At 57.3% G+C, this 24,220-nt stretch carries 27 protein-coding genes; 12 read left to right on the top strand and 15 right to left on the bottom strand.

Annotation, left to right across the window (positions count from 1 at the left end; translation table 11 throughout):
* The first annotated feature begins 68 nt into the window (after positions 1-68).
* The 7 genes from OS190_RS08185 to OS190_RS08155 all read left to right on the top strand — a co-directional run bounded on the left by OS190_RS08185 (position 69) and on the right by OS190_RS08155 (position 5,449).
* Positions 69-1,001, top strand: coding sequence for a VOC family protein (locus tag OS190_RS08185; RefSeq protein ID WP_267158165.1), 933 nt, complete (start codon positions 69-71; stop codon positions 999-1,001).
* Positions 1,002-1,068: 67 nt separating this feature from the next.
* A complete protein-coding gene (locus OS190_RS08180; RefSeq protein ID WP_267158164.1) occupies positions 1,069-1,467 on the top strand; it encodes a DoxX family protein in 399 nt (132 codons plus the stop codon).
* A 98-nt stretch (positions 1,468-1,565) separates the two neighbouring features.
* Positions 1,566-2,156 (top strand): NAD(P)H:quinone oxidoreductase type IV, encoded by a 591-nt coding sequence (gene wrbA, locus OS190_RS08175; protein ID WP_267158163.1) that lies wholly within the window; start codon positions 1,566-1,568, stop codon positions 2,154-2,156.
* 251 nt (positions 2,157-2,407) lie between these two features.
* On the top strand, positions 2,408-3,370 hold the full coding sequence (locus tag OS190_RS08170) for a pirin family protein (RefSeq protein WP_267158162.1): 963 nt from the start codon (positions 2,408-2,410) through the stop codon (positions 3,368-3,370).
* A 28-nt stretch (positions 3,371-3,398) separates the two neighbouring features.
* Positions 3,399-4,355, top strand: coding sequence for a ring-cleaving dioxygenase (locus OS190_RS08165; RefSeq protein ID WP_267158161.1), 957 nt, complete (start codon positions 3,399-3,401; stop codon positions 4,353-4,355).
* Positions 4,352-5,026, top strand: a complete 675-nt coding sequence (locus tag OS190_RS08160; protein WP_267158160.1) for an alpha/beta hydrolase — start codon at positions 4,352-4,354, stop codon at positions 5,024-5,026. Before OS190_RS08165 ends, OS190_RS08160 begins: the two co-directional genes overlap by 4 nt.
* 78 nt (positions 5,027-5,104) lie before the next feature.
* On the top strand, positions 5,105-5,449 hold the full coding sequence (locus OS190_RS08155) for an MliC family protein (RefSeq protein ID WP_267158159.1): 345 nt from the start codon (positions 5,105-5,107) through the stop codon (positions 5,447-5,449).
* Between the two features lie 35 nt (positions 5,450-5,484).
* Here OS190_RS08155 and OS190_RS08150 read toward each other — a convergent pair whose 3' ends face one another.
* From OS190_RS08150 to OS190_RS08125, 6 genes are read right to left on the bottom strand one after another with little or no spacing between them, the layout of a single operon-like run.
* The gene (locus OS190_RS08150) at positions 5,485-6,390 is read right to left on the bottom strand and encodes an energy transducer TonB family protein (RefSeq protein WP_267158158.1); all 906 of its coding nucleotides are present in this window, start codon (positions 6,388-6,390) and stop codon (positions 5,485-5,487) included.
* Positions 6,387-6,761 carry an ExbD/TolR family protein gene (locus OS190_RS08145; RefSeq protein WP_323370638.1) on the bottom strand — a complete coding sequence of 125 codons (375 nt, stop codon included), beginning with the start codon at positions 6,759-6,761 and terminating at the stop codon, positions 6,387-6,389. Before OS190_RS08145 ends, OS190_RS08150 begins: the two co-directional genes overlap by 4 nt.
* An 8-nt stretch (positions 6,762-6,769) precedes the next feature.
* Positions 6,770-7,114: a biopolymer transporter ExbD gene (locus OS190_RS08140; RefSeq protein ID WP_267158156.1), complete on the bottom strand. Its 345-nt coding sequence runs from the start codon at positions 7,112-7,114 to the stop codon at positions 6,770-6,772.
* Positions 7,115-7,142: 28 nt separating this feature from the next.
* The gene (locus OS190_RS08135) at positions 7,143-7,835 is read right to left on the bottom strand and encodes a MotA/TolQ/ExbB proton channel family protein (RefSeq protein ID WP_267158155.1); all 693 of its coding nucleotides are present in this window, start codon (positions 7,833-7,835) and stop codon (positions 7,143-7,145) included.
* Positions 7,832-8,248, bottom strand: coding sequence for a hypothetical protein (locus OS190_RS08130; RefSeq protein WP_267158154.1), 417 nt, complete (start codon positions 8,246-8,248; stop codon positions 7,832-7,834). Before OS190_RS08130 ends, OS190_RS08135 begins: the two co-directional genes overlap by 4 nt.
* Positions 8,249-8,256: 8 nt before the next feature.
* Positions 8,257-10,296 (bottom strand): TonB-dependent receptor domain-containing protein, encoded by a 2,040-nt coding sequence (locus OS190_RS08125; protein WP_267158153.1) that lies wholly within the window; start codon positions 10,294-10,296, stop codon positions 8,257-8,259.
* Positions 10,297-10,519: 223 nt separating this feature from the next.
* Between OS190_RS08125 and OS190_RS08120 the strand changes: the two genes are divergently transcribed.
* The 4 genes from OS190_RS08120 to OS190_RS08105 are packed head-to-tail and all read left to right on the top strand — an operon-like array spanning position 10,520 to position 14,280.
* Positions 10,520-11,575: a hemin-degrading factor gene (locus OS190_RS08120; protein WP_267158152.1), complete on the top strand. Its 1,056-nt coding sequence runs from the start codon at positions 10,520-10,522 to the stop codon at positions 11,573-11,575.
* Positions 11,572-12,423 (top strand): heme/hemin ABC transporter substrate-binding protein, encoded by an 852-nt coding sequence (locus OS190_RS08115; RefSeq protein WP_267158151.1) that lies wholly within the window; start codon positions 11,572-11,574, stop codon positions 12,421-12,423. The genes OS190_RS08120 and OS190_RS08115 overlap by 4 nt, the downstream gene beginning before the upstream one ends.
* 4 nt (positions 12,424-12,427) lie before the next feature.
* Positions 12,428-13,492: a FecCD family ABC transporter permease gene (locus OS190_RS08110; protein WP_267158150.1), complete on the top strand. Its 1,065-nt coding sequence runs from the start codon at positions 12,428-12,430 to the stop codon at positions 13,490-13,492.
* Positions 13,492-14,280, top strand: coding sequence for a heme ABC transporter ATP-binding protein (locus OS190_RS08105; protein WP_267158149.1), 789 nt, complete (start codon positions 13,492-13,494; stop codon positions 14,278-14,280). The genes OS190_RS08110 and OS190_RS08105 overlap by 1 nt, the downstream gene beginning before the upstream one ends.
* Positions 14,281-14,363: 83 nt before the next feature.
* Here OS190_RS08105 and OS190_RS08100 read toward each other — a convergent pair whose 3' ends face one another.
* From OS190_RS08100 to OS190_RS08085, 4 genes are all read right to left on the bottom strand, one after another.
* Positions 14,364-14,948 carry an HNH endonuclease gene (locus OS190_RS08100; RefSeq protein WP_267158148.1) on the bottom strand — a complete coding sequence of 195 codons (585 nt, stop codon included), beginning with the start codon at positions 14,946-14,948 and terminating at the stop codon, positions 14,364-14,366.
* Positions 14,949-15,072: 124 nt separating this feature from the next.
* A complete protein-coding gene (locus OS190_RS08095; protein WP_267158147.1) occupies positions 15,073-15,738 on the bottom strand; it encodes an alpha/beta hydrolase in 666 nt (221 codons plus the stop codon).
* The gene (locus OS190_RS08090) at positions 15,735-16,370 is read right to left on the bottom strand and encodes a DNA-3-methyladenine glycosylase family protein (protein ID WP_267158146.1); all 636 of its coding nucleotides are present in this window, start codon (positions 16,368-16,370) and stop codon (positions 15,735-15,737) included. Before OS190_RS08090 ends, OS190_RS08095 begins: the two co-directional genes overlap by 4 nt.
* A complete protein-coding gene (locus OS190_RS08085; protein ID WP_267158330.1) occupies positions 16,367-17,137 on the bottom strand; it encodes a precorrin-6A/cobalt-precorrin-6A reductase in 771 nt (256 codons plus the stop codon). The genes OS190_RS08090 and OS190_RS08085 overlap by 4 nt, the downstream gene beginning before the upstream one ends.
* A gap of 88 nt (positions 17,138-17,225) precedes the next feature.
* On the opposite strand from OS190_RS08085, the gene OS190_RS08080 reads away from it, so the two are divergent.
* Entirely contained in the window at positions 17,226-18,440 is a 1,215-nt protein-coding gene (locus OS190_RS08080; protein WP_267158145.1) for an MFS transporter, read from the top strand.
* Positions 18,441-18,443: 3 nt separating this feature from the next.
* Here the strand turns inward: OS190_RS08080 and OS190_RS08075 are convergent, their stop codons facing one another.
* From OS190_RS08075 to cysS, 5 genes are all read right to left on the bottom strand, one after another.
* Positions 18,444-19,220, bottom strand: a complete 777-nt coding sequence (locus tag OS190_RS08075; protein ID WP_267158144.1) for a squalene/phytoene synthase family protein — start codon at positions 19,218-19,220, stop codon at positions 18,444-18,446.
* On the bottom strand, positions 19,217-19,939 hold the full coding sequence (locus OS190_RS08070) for a class I SAM-dependent methyltransferase (protein WP_267158143.1): 723 nt from the start codon (positions 19,937-19,939) through the stop codon (positions 19,217-19,219). The genes OS190_RS08075 and OS190_RS08070 overlap by 4 nt, the downstream gene beginning before the upstream one ends.
* On the bottom strand, positions 19,929-20,909 hold the full coding sequence (locus tag OS190_RS08065) for an alpha/beta hydrolase (RefSeq protein ID WP_267158142.1): 981 nt from the start codon (positions 20,907-20,909) through the stop codon (positions 19,929-19,931). Before OS190_RS08065 ends, OS190_RS08070 begins: the two co-directional genes overlap by 11 nt.
* Positions 20,906-22,528, bottom strand: coding sequence for a citramalate synthase (gene cimA, locus OS190_RS08060; RefSeq protein ID WP_267158141.1), 1,623 nt, complete (start codon positions 22,526-22,528; stop codon positions 20,906-20,908). The genes OS190_RS08065 and cimA overlap by 4 nt, the downstream gene beginning before the upstream one ends.
* Before the next feature lie 157 nt (positions 22,529-22,685).
* Positions 22,686-24,122, bottom strand: a complete 1,437-nt coding sequence (cysS, locus tag OS190_RS08055) for a cysteine--tRNA ligase (protein ID WP_267158140.1) — start codon at positions 24,120-24,122, stop codon at positions 22,686-22,688.
* Positions 24,123-24,220: the final 98 nt, after the last annotated feature.

Here is a 24,220-nt window from a genome sequence, read left to right as displayed (position 1 = left end):
CCTATTCTGCTAAATGATTGGATGCCCTATGTCTTGAGCAAGCAACATAAGCCAGGAAGGAGCCCGTCATGCTCACCCAGATCAAAGGCCTGCACCACGTCACATCAATGGCCGCGGATGCACAGGAAAATAACGATTTCTTTACCAAGCTGCTCGGCATGCGCCGGGTCAAGAAAACAGTCAACTTTGATGCACCGGATGTCTATCACCTATATTACGGCGACGCGACCGGTACCCCGGGATCTGTAATGACCTATTTTCCTTTCCCACATATCGTGAAGGGCCGCCGCGGCACAGGCGAAGTCAGCGAAACGGCCTTTGCAGTGCCTGAAAACGCGCTCCCCTATTGGCGTGATCGACTTGCCCTCGCGGGGGTTGATGGCCTCGAAGAGGTGATACAGTTCGGGGAGAAGCGGCTTCGGTTTGCGGGTCCTGACGGCGATGGCTTTGCACTTGTCGAAGTATCAGGAGATGCACGTCCGCCCTATGCCGACGGTCCCGTTCCGACCGACAAGGGTGTCCATGGCTTTCGCGGTGTCACCATGCGGCTGCGTGATGGCGCGGCCACGGCCAGGCTTCTGACCTTCATGGGGTATCAAGAAATTGATCGGGAAGGTGCGCTGATCCGCATGGGTCTTGAGAACGGCAATGGAGCCGACATTATAGATATTGAGGTGCTTCCTGGTGCCGCACCGGCCCGCGAGGGAGCAGGCTCTGTTCACCACGTCGCCTTTGCGGTAGAGAATCGCGAAGTACAGGCAGAAGTACGCAAGGCACTGCTCGCAGCAGGGGCCCATGTCACTCCTGTCATTGACCGGGACTACTTTTGGGCGATCTACTTTCGCACGCCCGGCGGAGTTCTCTTTGAAATTGCAACAAACGAACCCGGCTTTGATCGGGACGAGGACCTGGCCCATCTGGGCCAAGCTCTAAAGCTTCCCGACCAACACGCCCACCTGCGCCCGCAGTTGGAGAAAACACTGTCGGTCATCACGGACTGATGCTTTGGAACGGTGTTGCCACGCGCGCAGCGCCGGTCCGTTTTCGGAAAAATGAAAGGAACCCGACATGAATGCCCACAACCTCGAAACCGTCTGGACGCCACGCATGCTGAGCCTGTTGCGCATCATTGCGGCCCTCGTCCTGTTTTCATACGGCACGGACAAGATCCTGGGTTTTCCGCAAAATCGGGCTCCCGATGCGTTTACATTGTCGTGGATCGCTGGTGTGATCGAACTGGTCGGCGGTGGCTTGCTGCTTGTTGGCCTGTTTACCCGCCAAGCCGCTTTTGTTTGTTCGGGCTTGATGGCTGTGGCCTATTTCATCGCACATGCGCCGCAAAGCTTCTTTCCTTCCATCAATAACGGCGCTGCCGCGATCCTGTTCTGCTTTGTCTTTCTTTACATTGTCTTTGCCGGCCCTGGCCCATGGAGTCTCGACGCCATTCGCAACCGGCGTTCAAACTGAAGGGCACAAACAACGAAACCCGCAATCGGGTCGGCATCCAGTGGTCAGCCTATACTTCACACAACCTCAACCCATCCACCAAAAACAGGAGAAATCCCATGACTGTTAAGCTCGCAATCATCTATTATTCAAGCTACGGTACCAATCATCAGATGGCGACCATTGCTGCCGAGGCGGCAAAGGTCGCGGGCGCTGAGGTGCGTCTTCTCAAGGCACCTGAAACCGCCCCTGCCGCAGCGGTGAACAGTCAGGACGCGTGGAAGGCCCATGCCGAAGCCACCGCTGACATCCCCCACGCCACTGCCGAAGATATGGAATGGGCCAATGCCTATCTCATCTCTGCCGGAACACGCTTTGGCGTGATGGCCAGCCAGATGCGCGCCTTCATCGACACGCTTGGTGGTGTCTGGAGCAAGGGTGGCCTGGCCAACAAGCCGATTTCGGCAATGACATCGGCGCAGAACGATCACGGCGGCCAGGAAACCACGCTGAGTTCCTTTTACATTACAGCAATGCATTGGGGCGGATTCATCGTGGCACCCGGTTACACGGATGAAGTGATCTTCAAGACTGGCGGCAACCCCTATGGCTATAGCCATACCCAGGGTGCTGCTTTCTCTGACGACGCAAAAGCCGCCATCGGTCACCAGGCACGCCGCCTTGTCGAAGTGGCCGCCAAACTGGCCTAAAGGGAAGCCCGCAAATCCCTGTCGGCACAAAACCGGTGACCGACAGGTACGATACCCGCACGCAGCCCATGGCTGCGGGCGGCAGGGGTCAACCACACGACCCTGCGCGCGGACGCCTCGAAGTTTTGACCACAGGTCGCTACACTCAGACCATTGGCGGGCGGTTTACATTTGTGTTGCCGCGTCGATACGGGCGCGGCAACATATGCTACTGCTAGGAATTCAGAAAAACAAACAAGGAGCTGCATGAGATGAGTTATTCCCCTTGCCCCGACCCTGTTCTCGGAGACAGAGATGGCGTCAACGCAATCGAAACCCTGATCGTGCCCCGTGCGGTTGATCTGGGCGAAATGGAAGTCCGTCGCGCCCTGCCCTCAACCAAGCGACAGATGGTTGGCCCATTCATCTTTTTCGATCAGATGGGCCCTGCCGAGTTTCTGACAGATCAGGGCATCGACGTGCGTCCTCACCCGCATATCAACCTTGCCACGCTGACCTATCTGTTCGAGGGCGAAATCCTGCACCGGGATTCACTTGGAACCGAACAGACCATCAAACCAGGTGCGGTCAACTGGATGCGGGCGGGCAAAGGCATCGTACATTCCGAGCGTACGTCTGACGAAAGGAAAAAACACGGCCAAAAACTGTTCGGATTGCAGACCTGGATGGCCCTGCCCGAAGCACAGGAGGAATCCGCACCGGAGTTCATTCACTATGGATCTGATGAACTGCCGATGTTCGACAGCGACGGCATAAAAGCCCGTATTATCGCCGGCCAAGCCTTTGGCAAATCGTCAAACCTGCAAACCGCATCAGAAACCCTCTACGGCGATGTCGAATTGCAGGCAGGACACAACATGCCCATCGACGCCGACTATGAGGAACGCGCCCTTTACACGATTTCGGGCGAGATCGAGATTGCAGGAGACCGTTTTGAAAAAGGCCAGCTTCTGGTGTTGCGCCCTGGTGATGCAATCACAGTGCGCGCCCATACAACATCACGGTTCATGATCTTTGGCGGCGCACCGATGGAAGGTCCGCGCTATATCTGGTGGAACTTCGTATCCTCACGCCCAGAGAGGATCGAGGCCGCAAAGGAAGAATGGGCCAAAGGACGCTTTGATACTGTGCCGGGGGATGAGGCGGATTTCATTCCGTTACCTGACAATATCGGTAAGCCGCGCCGCGCTGAGGGCGGTGTTCATTTCCCTTGAAAACCAAACCATATGAAAGGGTGCAGTCATGACACAGACGATCCCGGGCCTTCACCATGTCACTGCAATTTCCGGACCACCGCAGGGCAACGTCGACTTCTATGTCGGTACCATGCTGCAACGGCTTGTCAAAAAGACCGTGAATTTCGACGATCCCGGCACCTATCATCTTTATTACGGCAACAAACAGGCCGAGCCGGGCAGCATCCTGACGTTCTTTCCCTTTGTCGATGCCGGACCTGGCCGCGCCGGACCGGGTATGGCCAGCGCGGTCGCCTATGCGGTGCCAATAGGTGGCCTGAATTCCTGGATGATGGCCTTTGCCGAGGCAGCAATTGATTTCGACGGACCGACTGAGAGGTTTGGCGAACAAATGATCGCTTTGACCGATCCTGACGGGTTACGGATCGAACTGATTGAAACGGATCGCGGAACCGGTGACCTTGCGGCTGGCGACGATACACCCGTTGATGGCGGATTTCATTCCGTCACCCTATGGCTGGATGCGCCGGACCGAACTGCACGTCTGTTAACGGATGTTTTCGGCTATAGCAGCGCCGGTGAAGAAACCGACGGCGGCGTGAAACGTCATCGGTTTCAGGCCAAGGGGCACGGGCGCGGTTCGGCCATTGATTTGATCACATCAAATGCCGCCTCCATTGGCAGGCAGGGAGCCGGAACCATTCATCACGTTGCCTTTCGGGCGGAAAACGACGATGTCCAAAAGACTTGGCAAGAGATCCTGCGCAGCCAGGGTTTTGATGTGACACCGCAAATCGACCGGCAGTATTTCAACGCAATCTATTTCCGCGAACCCGGTGGTGTCCTGTTCGAAATTGCCACCGATCCGCCCGGTTTTACCACGGATGAACCTATGGAAACGCTGGGACAAGCGCTAAAACTCCCGGCCCAATACGAAACCCAGCGCGACAGAATCGAACGCATCCTGCCTTCGATCTCCAACCCGAAAAGGACAACCACATGACCAATGACCCACATGGCCAAGGACGCCTCCTCTCGGATGGTGCCCCCCTTTCCCGTGCGCGATTGGCCATGATCATGTTGCATGGACGGGGCGGCGCACCAGAAGATATGTTGCGCCTTGCCAAACATCTGGGGCTGCCGGACATCGCCGTGCGCGCGCCCGAGGCCGCTGGCAACTCATGGTGGCCCGATAGTTTTCTGGCCCCCTTGCCCAACAACGAGCCGGGGTTGTCGTCGGCCTTGGCTGTAATTGAAAATATCGCGCAGCAATTGGGCAAAGAAGGCATCTCGCCGGATCGTACTGTCGTTCTCGGCTTCAGCCAGGGTGCCTGCCTTGCGCTGGAATATGCCGCGCGGGCAGGCACGCGCTTTGCGGGTGTTGCCGGGCTTTCGGGTGGTCTTGTCGGGACTAAGGACGGCACCGGCACGCGACAGCAAGCGCTCTATAATCATGTAGAAAAAGAGTTCGTTTACGATGGTCGAATGGACGGAACTCCCGTGCTTCTGGGATGTCACGAGAGGGATCCGCACATCCCGCTTGCTCGTGTGAAAACAACACAGAAATCGTTCAGCGATATGGGTGCTGATGTCACCACACAAATCTATCCCGGCGAGGGTCATGGTATCGTCGAGGAAGAAATCAAGGCCTTGCGCAGCATCCTCAATACATGATCCTTGGCGATGACTTGAAGCCTTCGCCAGACCCGTACACTCACATGCCAGCACTGGCCACATGCAGGAGATTACAGAATGCGTATCACATCATTGGCGCTTGCCCTTATGGCGACCGCCAGCGCGGCAACCGCGCAGGTCAGCCTGTCCATCCCGCTCGCCGCCGACACTTCGGATAGCGTGCAATCGCAAAGCTATTCCTGTGGAGAAGGCGCAGCCCTCACGGTACAATATGTCAATTCGGGAGCAAATTCCCTCGCAATCCTGCCCCTTGATGGCGCAGACCGGATTTTCGTAAATGTGGTAGCGGCGTCAGGCGCAAAATATGTATCTGGTAGCGATGTCTGGTGGACCAAGGGACAAGGCGCGACGCTGGAAAACACGTTGAAGGCGGACAGCATGCAGAACTGCGTTGTTGACTAGCCGGACGGGGGCAGTCCTGCGCACCTGCGATGACCCTAACGGCCCTTGATCTTGATTGAATAGCTGCGGCGTGCGCCGTTGGGCGGCGGCGGAAACGGCTGTGCCTTGCGCACCACCGCCAAAGCCGCCTGATCAAGCGCCCCTGACCCGGAAGACCCGGCAACGCTGGCCGAGGCCAGCCGCCCATTCGCAGCAATAGAGAAGCGGATCACCGCGACGCCACGCGCGGATGTTCGCGGCCTTGGAACCCGTGAGATACGCTGCATGACCAATCCAGGATAATTTGATGCAGCGGCACCGCCCTGCGCCTTTTTCGTAACCGCTTTTCCTGCCTGGCGCGCCTGCGAAGGTTTTGCTGCATGACCAGTCTGCTGTCCTGCCTTGGCGTTGCGGCTTGCATTTCCTTTCTGCTTGGAACGACTTCGTACCGGTTTGACATTTGAAGGCTCGGGGCGTTTGGCAGGCATGCGTGATCTGACCGAAACCGGTGTTGCGGCGGGTTCAGGCAAAGCTGAAACGGTCAGTTCGGGCTGCACGGGTTGCGCTTTTTTTGCAGAAACTGGCGCTGGTTGTTGCACCACGCCAGGAACGGGTTGTGATTTGGCATGTTCTGAGCTTTTCAACGCCCTGATCGGTGTGCTGGCCTGCGCAGCCGCAGGAGTGGCCTGCACAGCGACCGACCTGGCCGTTAACTGTTCTGGTTGTACGGCTCGCGTAATGGCAGGCGCGGTGTTCGGGGTGACTTGCTTCAGTGTCTCGGTCGCTTGCTGTACCCCTTCCGCAAGGTCTGAAAAGCTTGATCCGAATGATGTCTCCGCCATCAACGTCCCGCCTTCGATTTCGGGGGAAGGCGCGGTCCAAAGCAATGTCATCGCCCCAAGATGCAAGGCAGATGAAACACCAAGAACGATCGCAAAAGCCAGACGGGACCGCACAATCATTGCAAGGCCCTTTCGGTCACGAGAATGATCCGCCCGGCACCCGCCGCACGCAGTTCGGCAGATATTGCCAACAATTGAGTGGCAGACAGATCACGATCCGGCAATAGACGCACGACATCACGGGGGCGGCTGTCGGGCCGGTCCAGATAGGCTGCTGCGGATGTCAGCACGATACCACGATGGCGCAATTGGCCGGTCTTGTCGATGACCAGGGCATCTGGAGGCTCGGCCCCTTCCAGTGCCTGCGTATCGACCAGCGTTATATCATCGTCCATTGAAGGTGATAATGTGCCTGCCACCATAAAGAAGATCAGCATCAGGAACACGATGTTGATCAGTGCGATCGTCGGCTCTTTGGGGCGACGGGACAAGGAAGGTCTCATCTCGGGGCCAGGATGCTGAGCTTCAGCGCTGGCAGCCTGCGCAGGACTACCAATACTTCCGTCAGACGCTGGGCGGTAACATTATCCGACAGGCTGAGCAGGACATGCGCAGCACCGTCTTCGGCTGACTCCCTCAGCCGCGCAGGCAACTCTTCGATGCGCAAGGATGCGGTATTCAGACGAAGCGCCTGCGCAGAGACCTGCACAAACAATGTGTCGCCCGCTTCACCGCCTCCCTGCCCCGCCGGGCCTGCCAGTTCGACTTCGGCAAATTTGGAAAAGGTCGAGGACAGCATGAAGAACAACAGCAACAGAAAAATGACATCAATCAGGGATGTCATGGACAAAGGCCGGCGGCGATATGTAGCTCTAAGCGCCATGAAGAACAGGCCGGCTGCTGGGCGCGGCGTTCTGCTGACTGCGCTGTTCTGGTCCCATCTCACCAGTGGGTGTGAGAATAGCCGCCAGTGCCCGTTCGGCCAAAACGCGTTCAGATGCCATACGGCTTTCCAGCCAGGACAAGATTACGGACGTCGGCATCGCGACTCCCAGGCCGACAGCAGTTGTCAGCAGCGCCACCCAGATCCCCCCCGCAAGCAAGGACGGGTCCACCTGGCTTCCCGCAGCCTGGAGCGACTGGAAAGCCTCGATCATGCCAAGAACCGTCCCGAACAGACCCAACAGCGGCGCAAGTTGCGCGACAGAATCAAGCAGCCGGAATCCGCGCTCCAGCACCGCAAAACGTGCCTCTGCCTCGGCCTCCAGCCGCTGACCAATATCGGGAACGACGTGATGTTCCATTGCCATGCGGATCACGGCGGCCAAGTAGCTGGTGCTGTCGTTCAACAATCTGAACGACTTGGGCTGGTCCCCTTGATCCCAGGATTCAATAGCAGCCTGCAAGGCCGTGTGACGCCCGACACCGGCCTGTCGGAATTGCCAGATTTTGTAAAAAACCACGCCTGTTGTCAGGATCGACACGGCGATCAGCAATACCACTACCGGACCACCAAGGTTGAACACCTCGGCAATCAAATCTTGCAGTGCCTGAAGAAAATTCATCCCAGAAACTCCGTTTCGGTGCGGGTTTTAAGAGTTGGCGCGGCGCAGTGCGAACTTTCTGCACCATCCACCTGGCATGTACTGGCCCCGTTGATCAAAACTTGACCAAGATCATCACAACGCAATCCATCCACCTGAAACTGGCGTACCCGTGGCCGTCCTGAAGGAAGGTTGCCGAAATCGAATAGGGTCAGTCGGTCCACCTGTCCTGAAGTGGTGAAAAGCACGGTCTCGAATATCGCGCTGTCGATCGCGTCGGTAAAACTGTTGGTCACCATGAAGGTCAGAAGGCATCCTGACTCGGCACTTGCCACGGAATTCAGCTCGACCGTCAACTGTTGGTCGACATCCTGCGCCAAGGCAGCCGCCGCACCCAACGATAGCGCAGCGGCAAAGACGATATTCTTGCCCATGATCATCCTCAGAACAGTTTGGAAAGGGTGAGTTTCAAATTGCGACCCGGTGCCGGTCGCGTGGAAAGATGGGGCGTATAATCACGGTCAAACACGTTCTCCAGCCCCACACGGATTTGCGTATCCTTCAATACCCCGGATTGCGGAATATAGGTGGCGCGCAGATTGTGGACACCAAAGCCCGAAGTAGCAGCGCGCCCGCCGTCAATCGAGGTATTTGCCACGACTTCCCAGCTAAGATCCAACTCATCCCCGAATTTCCTGCCAAGCGTGAACCTCACGCTGTCTGCAGGGGAATTGCGCCAGTCTGTTACAGGCAAACCGGGACCAAATTCAGATCCTTTCACCATGTTTGCATTCAGGTCCAGATAGAAGCCGCTTTCCATCGCGTAAGAGACTTCGACTTCCAGACCTTCGGTTTCGATCTTGTCCAGGGCCGGTGCAGGTGGGCGAACGCCGGGCACCAGATAGCTGGTCACGTCGTAAAGGCTGGTTTGATAAACTACGCCTTTGATCGAGAAATTATCACCACTTTGGAACAGGTCCGAACGATCAAACGATGCACCTATTTCAAAGGTGCGTGATTTTTCGGATTGTGTGATCGCCGAGGCGGTATCCAGATCGTCAATGATGGGCAAGCCTTCGGTATATGCGGCGCTACCGAACAGCGCCAAACCGTTGCCAAAAGCGTAGCGAACCGAGAGTCCGCCCATCACTGCATCGCTTTTGAATGTCCCATCATTGGGCGCGGTCGAACCTGTAATTTTCGACGACTCATACCGCAATGCAGGTGTTACGGTCCACGCATCACCAATCCGCATGTCATCCACAGCAAACAGGGCTAAACGATTGTCAACACCACCCGCCGCCGAACTGGCGTCAAGTCTTTCACGACGGATAAGCTCAAGCCCTGTACGCAAGTCGTGGCTGACGGCACCAGTGTTGAAAAGGCTGGTGTTTTTAAAGGCCAGTTTGGTTGTTTGATAGCGGTGATCGGCATTGACCAAGGCCAATAACCCAGCCGCACTTGGCGTGTTTTCCAGTGGTGACGTCCCCGGCACATACCGCTGATCAATCTGCTGGTCCGCGTAGGACAATACGACATCAAGATCGATCAGGTCATTGTCTGCCGGATTGAAATTGTAGGTCAAAACAGCCGTTGTTGAATCCGTATCACGGTCAACATGGCCAAATGCATTCGCAGTGGTAGTAAAGCTGTCAAAAGGCACGTCACGGTCGCTGGCCGTAGTTTTGGCAAAACTGAGCGTCACGGACTGATCGCGATTCTCGCCAAAGGTATATTTCGCCTTGATCAGACCTGATGGCAGGGAAAAGGCGCTGTTGCCGATGGCGTTACCGCCCCCGTCCTTCTGGTTGTCCTGATCACGCCATGTGTAGTTCAGCAGAAATTCCATGTCCTGTGTTGGCTGCCATGCCAAAACACTTGAGGATGTGATCCCGGTGCCGTTACTGCTGAACTCCAACGTCTGGCCAAGGGCATACCCGATCTCGCCCTGCATCAAATCCGATGCATCTTTTGTTTCCAGCTTTACCACACCACCAACGATGCCAGAGCCATATTCAAAGCTGCCGACCGTACCACGGATCACGCTCACGCTTTTATAAAGAAATGGATCGGTGAACAGTTGCGTGCCGATGCGGTACAGCTTTTCCGCACCGACGCTCGCCCCGTCGACCTGCACCGCCACCTTGCTATCTGTACCAAAGGTGCCATTCGCTCCGAATCCGCGAATATTGATGCCGGAACCCTGTGGTGTGGAACCGTTGACCAGGCTGACACCCGGTACGGAGTCGATCAGTTCGGCGACGGTTCCCGCCTGTCTGTCATCAATTTCCTCTTGGTCCACTTCCGTTACCGGAACGGCGGTATCGGTCAGAACATCCCGCTTGCTCTCGCCCAGAACCAACGTGCCGAGAAAGCCGTCACCCGCCTCCTGAGCGCGTAATGTATGTGCGCTGATTCCTAGGAAAATAAGGCTGGTCGTGCCCAACAAGGCAGCACGCGTGCCGGCAGTCAAAATCGTCATTGGAGTCCTCGCAAACATCTAGTGGGGCCAAGTGCTTGCGATGGGCTGGCGGCGGCAGTGCAAATTTTTCACGCCGATCGTCCTGGCGTTCTTGCGCCTTCTAAAAAGACATAGTAAAAGTGTCAAGAATAAAGGCTGAGTATTTTACTAAACCTTTGCCAGCCAGCGCGCGACCGCGCCTCGCCAGCCCCCTCCCCCCAATGATTAGGCCAAGAGGTGCTGCATGACCCAGACAGATTCCCCAACCCCGGACCACATCCGCGCATGTCGAATCGAGAACCCGCAAATGAGAGAACGCGACCTCGCCGACAAGCTGAACATCAGCGAGGCACAGTTGATCGCGGCACATTGTGGTGAGGGATCCTTGCGCGTCGCGGCGCATCCAGACGGGATCATGGCGGCGGCTCAAACTCTGGGCGAAGTCATGGCCCTGACCCGCAATCCATCCTGCGTCAACGAAAAGGTCGGAACCTACGACAACTACCAATCCGGCGCACATGCCTCGATGATCCTGACAGACGACATTGACCTGCGTATTTTCCCAAGCCATTGGAAACATGCCTACATGGTTGAAAAGGAAACCGATGCTGGCACGCGGCGCAGCCTGCAGGTCTTTGATGCCGCGGGCGATGCGGTCCACAAGATCTTCCTGCGTGATGGCTCTGACATTGCGGCATTTGAACGCGCCAAGGCGGAATTGCGCCTTGAGGATCAATCCCAATCGCTGAAGGTCGAGGCGCGCAAACCGGACGAGACCCCAAAAGCGGACATCTCAAAGCTCGATATCCTGCAGAAGGAATGGGCGCGGATGACGGACACGCATCAGTTCATGCGCCTGACGTCCAAGCTCAAAATGAACCGGCTGGGGGCTTACCGGATTGCGGGCGAACCCCTTGCCCGCGCATTGGAACCAGCCGCGGTTGATCAGATGCTGCAGGAGGTCGCGGCAAGTGAACTGGAGATCATGGTCTTTACCGGCAACCGTGGCTGCATCCAGATCCATTCCGGACCCATCGAGAACCTTAAGGCAATGGGTCCCTGGCAAAATGTGATGGATCCGCGCTTCAACCTGCATCTGCGCCTTGACCACATTGCAGAGGTCTGGGCGGTAGACAAACCCACACAGCGCGGCCCGGCGGTTTCGATCGAGGCCTTCAATGCGACGGGTGGATTGATTTTTCAGGTCTTCGGGGTCGGCAAGGACGGCCGCGATTGCCGCCCGGCCTGGGGCAAGCTGGTGGCGGGCCTCGAAGGTCTGAACGCTCAGGTGTCGGCATGAGGTCACTTACGCTCGTCGCGGCCTTCTGCCTGATCTCAACATCCCTGCCAGCCCTGGCGCAGAGCAAGCCGGGCGGTATCGTGTCAATTGGTGGATCGGTGACCGAAATCATCTTTGCCCTTGGGGCTGCTGACCGTTTGGTGGCGCGCGACACCACCTCAAGCTACCCGCCCGAAGCAGAAAGCCTGCCCGATGTCGGTTACATGCGCGCCCTGTCTCCCGAAGGGGTTCTGGCCACCGATCCCACAATGATCATCGCCGAGGACGGAGCGGGACCATTGGAGACAATCAGCGTGCTGGAAGGGGCGCATATCCCCTTTGTCACGGTCCCAGATGAATTTTCCGCGCAGGGTGTCAGCGCAAAAATCATGGCAATTGGCAAGGCCATCAACGAAGAAGAAAAGGCCGAGGCATTGGCCGCTGATCTGCGCCGACGATTGAACACTGTGATGCAGACGTCCCAAGGAAAAGTTGACGGCGAAAAAAGGCGCGTGTTGTTCGTTCTCAGTACACAGGGCGGGAGAATCATGGCCTCGGGCACAAATACAGCGGCTGCGGCCATGATCGAAATGGCCGGTGCCCGGAATGCGGTGACTGTTTTTGAAGGATACAAGCCCCTCACCGATGAGGCCGTTATCGCCGCCGCACCAGATGCGATTCTGATGATGGAACGCGCGGGAGATCATGACGGCTCAATCGACGGCCTGTTGTCATTGCCCGCCATTGCCTCAACTCCTGCGGCGCAGAACCGCGCAGTGATCCGGATGGACGGATTGTATCTGTTGGGTTTCGGGCCGCGCACAGCCGATGCCGTGTCCGACCTGAACCGCGCTTTATACGGTAGTTGAGCGGATGACCTTGACAGCGGAGTCCGCCCTGCCTTTTGACCGTCGCAGAACCGCACGTCAGGCCCATGTCTGGCTCGTCGTTGTACTGGTGGCGGTCAGCATCTCAAGCCTTGCCACAGGGGCATCGGGCACCTCTCTTTGGGGGGCTTTGCAGAAACTCGTGACAGGTGCTCCCCTGAGCCAGATGGAACGCGTGGTATTGTGGGACATCCGGTTGCCCCGGTTGATACTCGGCATTGCGGTCGGGGCATCCCTGGCAGTTTCAGGCGCCGTGATGCAGGGATTGTTCCGTAATCCACTGGCCGACCCCGGACTTGTGGGAGTCTCTGCGGGCGCAGGCCTTGGGGCGATCCTGGCCATTGTTCTGGGTGGGCTGCTGCCTTTGGGGGTGATGGGATTTATTGGCTACTGGCTGGTCCCGCTTGCCGCCTTTCTTGGAGGATGGGGATCGACAATGATCCTGTACCGGGTCTCAACGCGGGCAGGACGCACCTCAGTCGCAACCATGTTGCTGGCAGGGATTGCCCTGGGCGCCCTTGCCGGGGCGGTGTCCGGTATACTGGTTTACCTGGCCGATGATGCGCAACTGCGTGATCTGACATTCTGGGGGCTCGGTTCACTTGCCGGTGCCACCTGGACCAAGGTTCTGGTCGCCTGTCCGGTTATCGGCGTCGCCCTTCTCTTGGCTGCCTCATTGGGCCATGGATTGAACAGTCTCGCCCTGGGCGAGGCCACGGCCGCGCATATGGGTACCCCCGTGCAACGGGTCAAGAACACCGCCATCCTGACTGTTGCCGCCGCAACCGGGGCTGCGGTGGCCGTTTCAGGCGGGATCGGCTTCATTGGTATCGTCGTGCCGCATCTGTTGCGGCTGGCAACCGGACCGGATCACCAGACACTGTTGATCAATGCTGCCCTGCTCGGAGCCAGCCTGTTGCTTGTTGCGGATGTGATCAGCCGCGTCATCATTGCGCCCGCGGAACTGCCCATCGGGATCGTCACGGCCGTCCTTGGCGCGCCGGTGTTTCTGTGGATACTGCTGCGTCGCCGCGGATTGGTGGATCTGTAATGCTAAAAGCGCTCAACATTCACGCCCGAATCGGTAAAAAACAGATTCTCCGTGGCATCGACCTCACGGCGCATTCTGGTGAGGTCACCGCCATCGTCGGCCCGAACGGTTCCGGCAAGTCGACACTTTTGAAAGCGATCACGGATGAAATCAATTTCACCGGCAGCGTTAGCCTGAACGGTCAGGACATAAGTGGGTTGAAACCCTGGGAACTTGCCGCGCTGCGTGGTGTGCTGCCACAGGCCAGCACGCTGGCTTTCCCCTTCACCGTGATCGAAGTTGTCCGTATGGGTCTGATGAGTGGCACATCGGGCGAACGCGCGGACATTCCCGACCGCGCACTGGCAGCAGTGGGTCTTGATGGCTATGCCATGCGTTTCTATCAGGAGTTATCAGGCGGCGAGCAACAGCGCGTTCAATTGGCGCGGGTCTTGTGCCAGGTCTGGAATCCGGTGGTCGAGAGCGCACCGCGCTGGCTCTTGCTGGACGAACCGGTTGCGAGCCTCGACATCGGGCATCAGCTTTTGGTCATGCAATTGATCAGGGATTATGCCACACGTGGCGGCGGCGTGGTCGCGGTGATGCATGACCTCAATCTGTCCGCCATGTTTGCAGATCGAATGGCCATTGTCCTGGACGGCAAGTTACTGCTCTCTGGCCCGCCTGACCGAGTTATGCAAAATGATGTGCTGTCAAAGGCATACGGATGTGACCTGACAGTAAACATGCCAGCCGCTGCCGGGCAAAGCTATGTCTTGCCCCATCTTGCATCCATGCAATCAGAATAAGCCCGCCTGTCGCAGCCAGACGTCAGACCTGCAACGATTCAGCATGCCTTTGCTGCAACCTGAAAGCATCAAACGCACGGGGCCTAGGCCTCAAGCTCTGCATCCCAGTACAAGAAGTCTATCCAACTGTCATGCAGGTGGTTTGGGGGGAATTTGCGCCCCATGTTGCGTAGTTCTTCTGCTGCTGGCTGGCGCGGGGTTTTACGCAGGTGCAGGCCGGTTCGGTGCAGAGGCCGCGACCCCTTGCGCAGGTTACAAGGCGAACAGGCCGCCACCACATTCTGCCATGAAGTCACGCCGCCGGAGGCGCGTGGCACCACATGGTCAAAGGTCAACTCTCCGCGCGCACCGCAATACTGGCAGCAGAATTCGTCCCTCAGAAATAAATTAAAGCGCGTGAAGGCCACGCGCTTTTGAGGTTTTACATAATCTTTCAGGACAATAACGGATGGAATTTTCAATGTCATTGTCGGGCTGCGCACCACATCGTCATATTCTGCAACGATGTCGACGCGGTCCAGCCATTTGGCCTTGATCGCATCCTGCCATGGCCACAGCGACAAGGGATAATAGCTCAGTGGCCGGTAGTCCGCATTCAAAACCAGGGCGGGCCTGTGTTTGAGCCCCGACGGTTGTCTCGTAAACTCGCTTCTGAAATCGCCTTGCACTGGCCTGCGCCCTCTAGCCTTTTCCGCGACTATATCTCGTGTTTTTGCTCTGGCAAGCCCAAGCTTGGCACAAGATGTCGAGGATATGGTTAGAGGGGGTTCGTGACAGCTTTGTGACAGCCGGCTACAGGCCCAACTTATCGCGCATAAAGGCAAGGGCTACGCTTAATCCATCCGGTGCGATGCCATGAGCCGTGCCTTTCATGATATGGGCATAAACGTCCTTCCACCCTGCCGCTTCAAGCGCTTCTGCCGCTTGAGCCAGGGATTCAGGCGGAACAACATCATCCTGATCGCCATGCACTAACAGGATGGGAGGTTTTACAACGGCTTCTTCCGCAAGAGATTCTGGTGCCAGCAACCGCCCTGAAAACGCAACGATGCCCGCAACCGAATCTTCGCGGCGCGGGGCGACATGGAGCGCCATCATCGTGCCTTGTGAGAACCCGAACAGAACCACCTGTTCGGGCAGCACATCCTCATCTACCATCAGCGCATCCAGAAACGCATTCAGGTCCTGAACGGATTGATCCATTCCACGCATGGATTCTTCTTCAGATGATCCATCAATCCAGGGAATCGGAAACCATTGATAACCATTGGGCATGCCCGCGATCGTTTCCGGCGCATTAGGTGCCACAAACATCGTGTCGGGCAAATGTTCACCCAATGGATCAGCCAGGCCCAAAAGGTCCGCACCATTGGCACCGTATCCGTGCAGAAACACCACGATCGAGCGTGTTTCGCCCGATTTCGCTTCCCGCCGCTCCGCGTTCAAAACCCGTGTCATCCAAGCCCCTCTCTGTTTTTCACTATCCGGTAGTAGGCAAAGAGTGCACGGGCTGCAACCGACCGCCAGGGTGCCCAGTTTTCCGCCATCTGCGCCAATGCTTCGGGTTTGGGCCTTTCGCCCAATTCAAACAATGCCTGTGCTGCAACCTGCAATGCCAGATCCCCATGCGGAAACAGATCCGCCCGCCCCATGCAGAACATTGCATAGATCTGCGCCGTCCACGGCCCAACGCCTGTAATTGCCGTCAACCGAGCCATCACCTGTGCATTATCAAGATCATGCAACGCGTTATAGTCAAGCGCCGCACCTGCCAGATTCAACGCATAGCGCGCCTTGGGCCGGCTCAGCCCGGTGTTGCGCAGCCCGTCTTCTCCCGCAGATAACACCGCCTGCTCCGAGAACAGCCCCACCGCGTTCATGCGCAACCTAATGGCATCTGCGGAGGCAACGCTCACCTGCTGACTGACGATGATCTCAAGCAAACCGGCAAAACCATCGGGTTTCAACCGCAACGGCAGCGGTCCTGTCTGCGACAATACCTGCGCGAAACGCGGCTCGATCAATGCCAGTCTGGCTGCGGCCTCCGCTACATCCTGATCGGTGCGAATGATTGACGATACGTCGCTCAAAGCTTTTCTACCCACTGCAATGCATCTGCAATATTGTGCACGACCTGAATGCCACGCGGTGCTTTAGGCCGGTCAATCAGGATCACCTTGAGCCCCAATTCCCTGGCCGCATCCAGTTTGGGGCGGCTGGGAATCCCGCCGAGGTTACGCGCAATCAACGTGTCGACCGCAAGCTCCTGAAACAATGTCCTTTCACCTGACACCGTGAAGGGTGGCTTGCCAAACACCAACTCTACAAATTCAAATGGTGGCGGCCGATCATGTGGGCTGGTTTGGCGCACCATCAAACAGGCGCCCTTGAAACCGGCGTACTCCGGCAGGCTCTGCCACCCCGTGGCTGAAAACACCCGCTCTGACGGCGCGATCATCGCCATTGCCGCCGACACATCAGCAGCGCGATGCCAGTGTTCTTCCCCGCAGACCTCCCATATCGGCCGCGAAAGGGTCACAAACGGCAGATCAAGCTGCAAAGCTGCCGCATGTCCCAGCTCCGTCATGCGCCCGTCAAAGCCATGGCTGGCGTCCAGAATGGCAATTGCATCCGATGCAGCCCCGATCATCAGTTGAGGTGTTGGATCACTAACAACCTCAAAGGGAACCGGCATCGGGTTGGCCCCTCGGGGTGGTTCGGACAAAACTGTGCGCAGGGCGATGCCCCGGTCTGTCAACGCCACCGCGATCTGGCGCGCTTCGGCGCTACCCGCAAGCAAAAGGATATGACCCGTCGGTTTCATCGGGGCGATCTTAGGCAGGCCATCGCTGGACACAAGGGCCAAGCGCAGCACCTCTTTCAGCTCAGGGGTTGCTCCTTCCGGAACAGAGGTTTACCCAATCGTCAACAAAGGAAATTTCTGCATGATTGATGACTCACGCGCGAAGCGCAATGTAGCTGTTCTTGTTGCCGCACAAGCATTTCTAGGCAGCCAGATTACCATGATCTTTGTAATCGGCGGACTGGCAGGCCAACAGCTTTCCCCCAACGCCTGTCTAGCGACACTGCCCATTTCGCTGATTGTCTTTGGGTCGATGTCCACCGCGCCCTGGTTGTCACCGCTGATGCAGAAACACGGGAGACGTGCGGGATTCCTTATTGGTGCCCTCGGCGGTCTGATCGGCGCGATGATCTGTGCATATGCCCTGACGATAAACAATTTCTGGGTCTTTCTGGTCGGCAGTTACTTTACCGGCATCTATATGTCCTCCCAGGGGTTCTTTCGCTTTGCAGCGGCGGATACCGCCTCGGATTCCTTTCGCCCCAAGGCCATTTCCTATGTGATGGCTGGTGGACTGATCTCTGCCATCATCGGGCCGCAGCTTGTTTCCTTTCTTTCGGATGGCGGGGATGCCACCGTGATGCGCTTCCTTCCGGTTTATCTGACCGCGATGGCATTGAACCTTGTTGGTATGGCGATGTTCTTTTTGCTCGACATACCAAAACCACTTGCCCCGACAATGGACAGCCCCAAGGGGCGCACCCGCTGGGAATTGCTCACCACCCCGCGCATCGCCGTCGCCGTGATTTGCGCCATGGTGTCCTACGCGCTGATGAACCTCGTGATGACCTCGACGCCATTGGCGGTTGTTGGCTGCGGGTTCGCCGTTTCGGATGCCTCGAATGTCGTTACAGGCCATGTCCTGGCTATGTTCGCTCCTTCGTTCTTTACCGGCCATCTGATTGCCCGCTTTGGCGTGGAAAAGATCATGGGACTGGGCATCGCGATCCTCGGCATCGCCGGGATTGTTGCATTGCAAGGGGTCGCCTTGATGAATTTCTACAGTTCCCTGATCCTGCTGGGGCTCGGTTGGAACTTTGGTTTCATTGGTGCCACCACCCTGCTTGCCGGATCCCATGAACCGCACGAGCGGGGCCGAATGCAGGGGCTCAACGATCTGCTGGTCTTTGGAGGTGTGACCCTGGCGTCATTGGCCTCCGGCGGCTTGATGAACTGTGCAGGTGGCGACGCCGCAACGGGCTGGGCAGCGGTGAATATCGCGATGATCCCCTTCCTGACCCTGGCCGGTGGCGCATTGATCTGGCTGGTCATGCGTCCCAAGGCCGAACCAGCCTGACCGCTACCAGCGGCCTGTGAGCACACGATAGGCAAGACCGAAACGGTCGCTGTCCACAGGGTGTGGCAAGCGCCCATCAATCACCGCGCCGGGATCACCTGCAGCCGCCAGCAAGATCTTTCGGGCGGGTCCAACATGCAGCAGTGCTGGCCGTGCTGCACGGTCTACGCCGGATCGGTTTGCGCAGGCTTGGGCCAACCGGGCAAGCGCGGCATCTGCCAGTTTGGCAACACCCGCAGCGGTCCCGTCCAGCAACGGGATGCGCCCGCGCGCCTCAAGCTCGGGAATGGCGCGAAACCAGGCAGCAACGCCCGAGGCAAAAGCTGCATGCCGCACGGTTTGTTCATCAGCACAACCAAGCGTATTGGCCGCAATCCATGCCAGATTGCCTGTGGTCTGATCAATATAACGTTCAAAATGCGCCTGGCTTTCGAAGGCATCCTTGTATATATCCCAACGCCTTGCTGCGATAAGCTCATCCAAAAGATCAGCATTTTCAACCGAAAGGACTGATGCCAGGGGCGTGGCCACTTCATGGCGACGTACTGGCGCACCCTTGGCGATTTCTTCGGCGATGTCGCGCCACCATTGTAGCCGCATCTCCGCGATCATCGGCTCCTGTGTGACCCAGGGCGCGCGGGCAACTTCGACGTTAAAGGCATAAAGTGGGAACAACACGCGTCGGGCCGCGACAGGTGCAGCCATCACAGCGCGAAAGCGCCAGGGGTCGGCGCGTTCAACCAGGCTGGCACAGGCCTTCAGATCCTCATCAAAACTCATTTTGGTCGAACGACACTCAGCAAATAGCCGAATTCCTGCCGGTGTTCACGCCAACAGGCCGCTTCTTCGGCTGCTTCGTCCAACACCTTTTGCAATGCTGAATCAGCACCTTTACGCAGGGCTGCGATACGTATTTCAAGTGGTGTCAAATAAGCTTCCCAGGCTGCATCCGACAAAGGGCGTGTATCCAGAACTTCATAGCCTGCCGCTTCGACCCGTTGCTGAATGCCTGCCGCATCTGTCATCGCCGGATAGCCGGACCAAAGCTTTCGCGCCCTTGGCGAGGGCCGGTCGGTGAACCAGCATATCTCTGAAAATGCGATCACCCCATTGCGGGTCAAGGATTTGCGCCACCCGGTCAAGGCTTCGGTGACTCCCAGAAAATAAACCGCGCCAGCACACCAAATCAGATCATATTGATTGCGGATGACCGCCATATCCGCCTTGAGCACCGTCACCCGCCCGTCCCCCTGCCAGGTCTCTCGGGCAGCTGTTACAAAGTGCGCTATCTTGTCGAGGGCAGTCACCTGTCCCCTGGGCGCAATTTCCAGCAGGGAACCGATGTCGCCACCTGGACCGCAACCGACATCAGCCATCTGTGCTGTTTGGGGTGTGCCCGCGACGCTGGCCGCCCAATGAATATCTGCGGGTTCGCCCGGCCCTTCGCGGGGCAAATCCCTGTGTAAGGTAAAAAACGCCTGCGTCGGATCAGAAGTCATTGAGATAGCTTTCGATAGTTTCGCGTGTTTGCACGGCATCGACGATGTCCAGATGTTTGACTCCATCGACGATCACATAGGTGCCCTTGTCTGTCACCGCGCCCATTGTCGGTTCGTACAACGCCGCATCAAAGGCTTCGTCTTGCGCCCCGACGATCAGCGTGAAACGCGGCAAGGCCGCCACATCCCTGAGATAGTCGCCATGCGGCGCAAAACCGGTGTTCAGACGATAGGAATAGGTTGTTGTCGCCGTATCGCCCAGCGGTCCGTCCAACACGGCTTGTGGCATGCGCAACTGGATAACAGTCAGATGGTTCAAGGCTGTGATCCCGAAGCTGTTCAACATGCTCAGCCCGATGATCCGCCGTGTCAGCACATTGGTCCAACCGCCCGAATTCTGGCGCGTTGTCGGCGCGTTATATTTTAGAAACGGGGCCAGCAGCAGCGCGCCGTCCAGCATGCCCCCATGGGCACCGCCAGCAAAACGCAGAACCAAGCCACCGCCAGAGGAATGGCCGCCCAGCACCACCTTTTGACCAGGCTTGGCCGTGGCTTTGATCAGATCGGCAAGGTCATCCTCAAGCTGGTTGATATATTCAATGTCGCCGCGTTGTCCGGGCTTTGGGCCATGTCCGCGCAAATCGGGTGCGATCACATCAGCGACGGCAGTCAGACTGCGCGCCAAGCCATCAAAATGCAGACCGTGCCAGCCGGAACCGTGCACCAACACCAGAAGTGGCGCGTCTGGCGCAATGCTGTCATATCGACGGACCTGTAAGGGAAAGCCGTCACGCATTGCCACTTGGGTAAGCGGCTTTGGCACTTGTCTTTCGTTTTCAAGCGTTTGACTGAAATCCAGACCATCGCCGGGCGGTATTTCCTTTGGGCGTTGCGACAGGATCAGCACGCCGGCAATGCCGAAGGTAATCACAACTGATGAAACGATAAACGTGACCACTTTGCCGATCATGTCTCTTCGGCTTTCAAATCTCTGATCAATTTCCACCGGATCGCATCCAGCAACGCCTCGAAACTGGCATCTATTATGTTGGCGCTGACACCTACTGTCGACCATCGACGGCCCTGCCCGTCTTCGCTGTCGATGATGACCCGGGTCACAGCCTCGGTGCCGCCTTGTGTGATGCGCACCTTGAAATCGACCAGCCGCATGTCTTCGATCAGTGCCGAATATTGGCCCAGATCCTTGGCCAAAGCCTTGGCCAGCGCGTTGACCGGACCACGGTCACCACCTGCTGCATCCATGCTTTCGCTGACCGACTGACGTTTTTCACCATCCACTTTGACGACCACGACCGCTTCGGAAAGGCTTATCATCTTGTTGTATTTGTTTTTGCGCCGCTCGACAGTCACGCGATAGCGTTTCACCTCGAAAAATTCGGGTAGCTGTCCCAGAACCTCCCGCGCCAGCAACTCGAAACTTGCCTGCGCAGTGTCATAGGCATAACCCTCTGCTTCGCGTGTTTTCACCTCTTCAAGGATTCGGCCAAGCGCAGGATCGCCCCTGGTCACATCCAGACCGGCCTCTGCCAGTCGCTTGCGCAGATTGGACTGACCGGCTTGATTGGACATCGGAATGATCCGCGTATTGCCGACCAGCGCCGGGTCGATATGTTCATAGGTTGTCGGATCTTTGGCGATGGCACTGGCATGCAGTCCGGCCTTGTGGGCAAAGGCCGACGCCCCAACAAACCCTGCCTGCTTGTGCGGCACCCGGTTGAGAATTTCATCCAGCATGCGGCTGGTACGGGTCAGGTTGCTTAACGCCTTTTTAGAGATGCCCGTATCGAACTGACTGGCATAGGGTTCCTTCAATAAAAGGATCGGGATCAATGCGGTGAGGTTGGCATTGCCACAGCGTTCGCCCAAACCGTTCAATGTACCCTGAATCTGACGTGCCCCCGCATCAACGGCGGCCAGGGTACAAGCCACTGCGTTTTCAGTGTCATCATGGGTATGGATGCCCAAATGGTCGCCGGGAATACCGGACGCGATAACCGCAGCAGTAATCGCGGCGATTTCCGCAGGCAGCGTACCGCCATTGGTATCACACAACACGATCCAGCGCGCCCCCGCATCATAAACGGTTTTCAGGCACTTCAACGCATAATCGGGGTTGGATTTATATCCATCAAAGAAGTGCTCTGCATCAAACAGCGCCTCGCGCCCGGATGCCACCAGATGCACGATGCTGTCTTTCAACAACGTCAGATTTTCTTCCAGTGTGATGCCAAGTGCCTTGGTAACGTGGAATTCGTGCGTCTTGCCAACGATGCAAACGGATGACGTGCCTGCGTTCAGCACGGCGGCCAGCACATCATCGTTCTGCGCCGAAATACCGGATCGTTTGGTCATGCCAAAGGCGGTGAGTTTCGCCCGGGTCTGTGGTGCCTCCTCGAAAAACGCATTGTCGGTGGGGTTTGCCCCGGGCCAGCCGCCCTCAATATAGTCAACGCCCAGACTGTCGAGCGCCGCTGCGATCTGGTGTTTTTCTTTGGTGGAAAATTGCACGCCCTGAGTTTGCTGGCCGTCACGCAGGGTGGTGTCGTAGAGGGAGAGGCGTTGTTTCATTGGTTATAGCCCTTTCCGTGTGACTCACAGAAACGTTCGTGCACTTTGCCGCCCCATGGCCGGGTTCTCAGACTCCGTAGGGCGGGGTTGACCCCGCCACTCCGGCGCGGCGGGGTCAACCCCGCCCTACCCGCCACATCTGGTCCTGCCAAACTACTCACAACACCCCCTCCAGTGTCGCGCGATCAAATCCTGCAGGTGCGGTCAGCTTTACGCCATCCTTGCTCATTTGCACTTCGATGCCTACAGCGATCAGGGCTGACTTGATCCGGTCCACTTCGGCGAAGTTCTTGGTCTCCATCGCCTCCGCACGAAGCACCGCAAGCCGATCTTCCCATGTTGCAAGCAAGAGACTTTCAACTCCTCCATCAAACACCCAACTACCCATTACGGCGTTGTCCTCAAGCAACCCCAAGAGTCTGGCGGACGCAGCAAAGTCATCTATCTCGCCAGCTTCGTCCTCACCATGTTGCTTGCTGAGGATGGATTGCGCGATCTTGTGGAGTTCCGAAATAGCCAGTGATGTATTCAGATCATCCGCCAAGGCACTAAGCACCTTTTCCGAGGGCTTACCGTCGGCTCCCGCCGCATTTGCTGCATCCCGCCATTTCCGCAGCGTCTTCTCCGCCTCAACCCGCTTCTTCTCGGTCCAGTCCATCGGCTTGCGGTAATGCGTCGACAACATCACAAAGCGGATCACCTCCCCAGGCACGCCCTGTTCCAGCAAATCGCGCACGGTAAAGAAGTTGCCAAGGGACTTGGACATCTTCTTGCCCTCCACCTGCAACATCTCGTTGTGCATCCAGACATTCGCAAACCCGTGGCCTGCACATTTGGACTGCGCAATCTCATTCTCGTGATGCGGGAAGGTCAAATCATTGCCGCCGCCGTGAATGTCAAAACTCTCGCCCAGCAATTCATGCGCCATGGCAGAGCATTCGATATGCCAACCGGGACGGCCACGCCCCCAAGGCGACTCCCAGCCGGGCAAATCATCCGGCGAGGGTTTCCACAGCACAAAATCCATCGGGTCTTCTTTGAACGGGGCCACTTCAACCCGCGCGCCGGCGATCATATCATCCACAGACCGCCCAGACAGTGCACCATATTCAGAATAGGACCGCACCCGGAACAACACATGCCCCTCTGCGGGATAGGCATGGCCCTTTTCAATCAGGTCTTCAATCATCGCAACCATCTGGCCGATATAGGCGGTGGCACGTGGCATTGCGCGTTCATGGTCCTTGCCCCGTATCGACGGCTGCAACGCCCCGACTGCGGCCATATCCTCCAGAAACCAGCCCGTTGTCTCGGCGGTGATGTCACTGATGGATCTGCCACTTTGCGCTGCGCGGGCGTTAATCTTGTCGTCCACATCCGTGAAATTGCGCACATAGGTGACATGATCCTGCCCATAAACATGGCGCAGCAAACGGTTCAGCACGTCAAACACGATCACCGGTCGTGCATTGCCCAAGTGGGCACGATCATAGACCGTTGGTCCGCAAACATACATACGCACGTTGTTCGGGTCCAAGGGCGCAAAGGGTTCTTTGCGACGGGTCTTGGTGTTGTAGAGATTGATTGTGCTCATCGTGTCTTCCTCGCGCAGCGGTCACGCGGGCTTGCCACATATCTTAAGAAAACGAAACGACATGATAACAACCCGCGAGAAAAAACTCAGCAGGTAAT

Source organism: Sulfitobacter sp. F26204 (genome assembly GCF_026410305.1).
Lineage (GTDB): Bacteria > Pseudomonadota > Alphaproteobacteria > Rhodobacterales > Rhodobacteraceae > Sulfitobacter.
This window is presented reverse-complemented; position numbering and strand designations above follow the sequence as displayed.

Bases quoted from the DNA above. Each gene is read 5' to 3' on its own strand.
- OS190_RS08185 (WP_267158165.1), top strand. From the start codon at position 69: ATGCTCACCCAGATCAAAGGCCTGCACCACGTCACATCAATGGCCGCG.
- OS190_RS08170 (WP_267158162.1), top strand. From the start codon at position 2,408: ATGAGTTATTCCCCTTGCCCCGACCCTGTTCTCGGAGACAGAGATGGC.
- cimA (WP_267158141.1), bottom strand. From the start codon at position 22,528: ATGAAACAACGCCTCTCCCTCTACGACACCACCCTGCGTGACGGCCAG.
- OS190_RS08180 (WP_267158164.1), top strand. From the start codon at position 1,069: ATGAATGCCCACAACCTCGAAACCGTCTGGACGCCACGCATGCTGAGC.
- OS190_RS08160 (WP_267158160.1), top strand. From the start codon at position 4,352: ATGACCAATGACCCACATGGCCAAGGACGCCTCCTCTCGGATGGTGCC.
- cysS (WP_267158140.1), bottom strand. From the start codon at position 24,122: ATGAGCACAATCAATCTCTACAACACCAAGACCCGTCGCAAAGAACCC.
- OS190_RS08155 (WP_267158159.1), top strand. From the start codon at position 5,105: ATGCGTATCACATCATTGGCGCTTGCCCTTATGGCGACCGCCAGCGCG.
- OS190_RS08075 (WP_267158144.1), bottom strand. From the start codon at position 19,220: ATGAGTTTTGATGAGGATCTGAAGGCCTGTGCCAGCCTGGTTGAACGC.
- OS190_RS08120 (WP_267158152.1), top strand. From the start codon at position 10,520: ATGACCCAGACAGATTCCCCAACCCCGGACCACATCCGCGCATGTCGA.
- OS190_RS08150 (WP_267158158.1), bottom strand. From the start codon at position 6,390: ATGATTGTGCGGTCCCGTCTGGCTTTTGCGATCGTTCTTGGTGTTTCA.
- OS190_RS08140 (WP_267158156.1), bottom strand. From the start codon at position 7,114: ATGACATCCCTGATTGATGTCATTTTTCTGTTGCTGTTGTTCTTCATG.
- OS190_RS08125 (WP_267158153.1), bottom strand. From the start codon at position 10,296: ATGACGATTTTGACTGCCGGCACGCGTGCTGCCTTGTTGGGCACGACC.
- wrbA (WP_267158163.1), top strand. From the start codon at position 1,566: ATGACTGTTAAGCTCGCAATCATCTATTATTCAAGCTACGGTACCAAT.
- OS190_RS08065 (WP_267158142.1), bottom strand. From the start codon at position 20,909: ATGATCGGCAAAGTGGTCACGTTTATCGTTTCATCAGTTGTGATTACC.
- OS190_RS08115 (WP_267158151.1), top strand. From the start codon at position 11,572: ATGAGGTCACTTACGCTCGTCGCGGCCTTCTGCCTGATCTCAACATCC.
- OS190_RS08165 (WP_267158161.1), top strand. From the start codon at position 3,399: ATGACACAGACGATCCCGGGCCTTCACCATGTCACTGCAATTTCCGGA.
- OS190_RS08070 (WP_267158143.1), bottom strand. From the start codon at position 19,939: ATGACTTCTGATCCGACGCAGGCGTTTTTTACCTTACACAGGGATTTG.
- OS190_RS08080 (WP_267158145.1), top strand. From the start codon at position 17,226: ATGATTGATGACTCACGCGCGAAGCGCAATGTAGCTGTTCTTGTTGCC.
- OS190_RS08105 (WP_267158149.1), top strand. From the start codon at position 13,492: ATGCTAAAAGCGCTCAACATTCACGCCCGAATCGGTAAAAAACAGATT.
- OS190_RS08095 (WP_267158147.1), bottom strand. From the start codon at position 15,738: ATGACACGGGTTTTGAACGCGGAGCGGCGGGAAGCGAAATCGGGCGAA.
- OS190_RS08130 (WP_267158154.1), bottom strand. From the start codon at position 8,248: ATGGGCAAGAATATCGTCTTTGCCGCTGCGCTATCGTTGGGTGCGGCG.
- OS190_RS08110 (WP_267158150.1), top strand. From the start codon at position 12,428: ATGACCTTGACAGCGGAGTCCGCCCTGCCTTTTGACCGTCGCAGAACC.
- OS190_RS08135 (WP_267158155.1), bottom strand. From the start codon at position 7,835: ATGAATTTTCTTCAGGCACTGCAAGATTTGATTGCCGAGGTGTTCAAC.